At 68.6% G+C, this 1,994-nt stretch carries 2 protein-coding genes; both read right to left on the bottom strand.

All coding sequences use genetic code 11. The features are described from left to right. Positions 1-722: ABC transporter transmembrane domain-containing protein (locus AC08ON_RS18050; RefSeq protein WP_476617429.1), on the bottom strand; the 722-nt coding region annotated here is incomplete at its 3' end. A 235-nt stretch (positions 723-957) separates the two neighbouring features. After that, positions 958-1,632, bottom strand: a complete 675-nt coding sequence (locus AC08ON_RS18045) for a DUF308 domain-containing protein (RefSeq protein ID WP_476608694.1) — start codon at positions 1,630-1,632, stop codon at positions 958-960. Positions 1,633-1,994 lie beyond the last annotated feature (362 nt).

The raw sequence follows: 1,994 nt of genomic DNA, 5'->3' as shown, positions 1-1,994 counted from the left end.
CCCGCCGCGTCGAACCGGGTCTGCTCGTAGTCGACCCGGTCGAACAGCCGCACGTGCAGCGCCCCGGAGACCGACGAGGTGTCGGCGACCTGGGCCATGAGCAGACCGTCGAGCTCCCGCTGACGGATGGACAGCGCGGCGAGCCGCCGCCGGCCCGAGCGGACGATCAGCAGCGTGGCCGGCGCGAAGACCATCACCGCCAGGCTCAGACGCCAGTCCAGCACGAAGACGACGATCGAGCCGACGACGATGTCCGCGATCCGGCAGACCACCGCCTGCACGGTGGCGGAAATCGCGTTCTGGGTGTTCAGGACGTCGGTGGACATCACCGTCATCACCTCCCCCTGCTGGCTGCGGGGAAAGAAAGCGAAGGGCAGGCGCTGCAGGTGAGCGTTCACCGTCTGACGGATCCGCACGGAGACAACGCCGCCGAGCCGAGCGATGAGCGCCATGCGCGCCGAAAGCACGCTCGACTCGAACACCAGCACCGCGCACAGCAGCAGGACGGGGACGACGAGGTCACGCACCTGGCCGGTGGGCAACGACGTGTCGATGAGATGGCGCAGGACGAACGGCCCGACGGCGACGGCGGCCGAACCGAGAACGGACAGCCCGACGAGGACCGCGACGACCCGGACCTGGTCGGCGAAGAACCGGACGCTGCGCCGCGCCTCGGGCGCGCCGGTCAACCGCGCGAGCGCACGCGCATGCAAGCGGATCACCCACGACGGGAAGGCCGTCTCCGACGGGACGGGCAGCGGCTCACGGATCACGCCGCCGAGGCTATGCCGACGCGCGCCGAGGCGGCGAAGAGCCTCCCGCGGAGCACAACCCTGACGCCCCACCGCCCTGACGCGAGTCGGGGCGGTGGGGCGTCAGGGACAGACCGACCGCGGTGGCGGAAGCCGATGGGCCGGGAAGAAACCGGGAGCCGGGATCCGGGGACCACCCGGGATGTCAACGGTTCCCGGACACGGGTCGTTGGAGGCGCCCCTCCTCCAGCCGCCTGCCTTCCACCGCGCCGGCGCCGAAGCCGGGAATCGCCAGGCCCTCCAGCGAGGCGGGCGGTCGGGAAACGCCCCGCAGCCGGAACCCCATGGCAATCTTGGTCAGTCCGATCGCCAGGGCCGTGAGGCCCACCCACAGGGCCAGCAGCGGCAACGAGACCCGCTGGGAACCCACCACCCAGAACGCCGCCCCGATCTCCAAGGCACCAACGATCAGCGGCATCCACCACTGGGCCCGGGTGGGGCGGCCCTCCGCCGCGGTGGCGTACTGCCCGGCTGTGGCCTGCTGCTCGGTCCGTCGGGCGACGAACGAGTTGACGACGTCGTAGAGACCCTTGATCAAAAAGAACCAGGCCGCGATCCGGCCCACCGCCTTGACCGTGGGATCCGGCCAGGCCAGCGCCACCACCCCGCCGGCCACGAACAGCACCGCGAGCAGCGCATGGGACCAGCGCCAGTCCCGGGCCGTCGCCGCCGCCGCCAGCAACTCACTCACCGCACCGAGGAGCAGGACGATCCCGAGAAGCACGGCGATCGACCATACCATGGTCAGATCGAACTGCGGAATGGCCAGCGCGAACAGGGCAAAAACTGCTCCAACGGCGAGAAAACCAAACCAGGGCACATTTGTGGATCTTTCATGTGTACGACGATCTGAGGCAGTTATGTCGCTCACGATCCTATTCTCCCATCGTCGGTCACCGATACAAGGACCATTGCCGTCAGCTGGCGCTCGACATCACAGGTCAACAAGCTGATGCCCGCCACCCGGCGAACCACGCTTATCCGCTGGACATCATTCCGAACCGGCGACGACGCCATATCGCCCGCGGCGTTACTCAACTCCTCCCAGCAGGTGGGTGCCGCCCTGGGGCGGGGGGCCACTGCCACTGCCACTGCCACTGCCACACAACAAGATCATCCATGGGCGACTGCGGCACCGAACGTCACGGATTGATGGCGTAGGCGCAGTGAGAGGTATGACTT

It is taken from the genome of Frankia sp. CoWAU3 (assembly GCF_977971855.1).
This window is presented reverse-complemented; position numbering and strand designations above follow the sequence as displayed.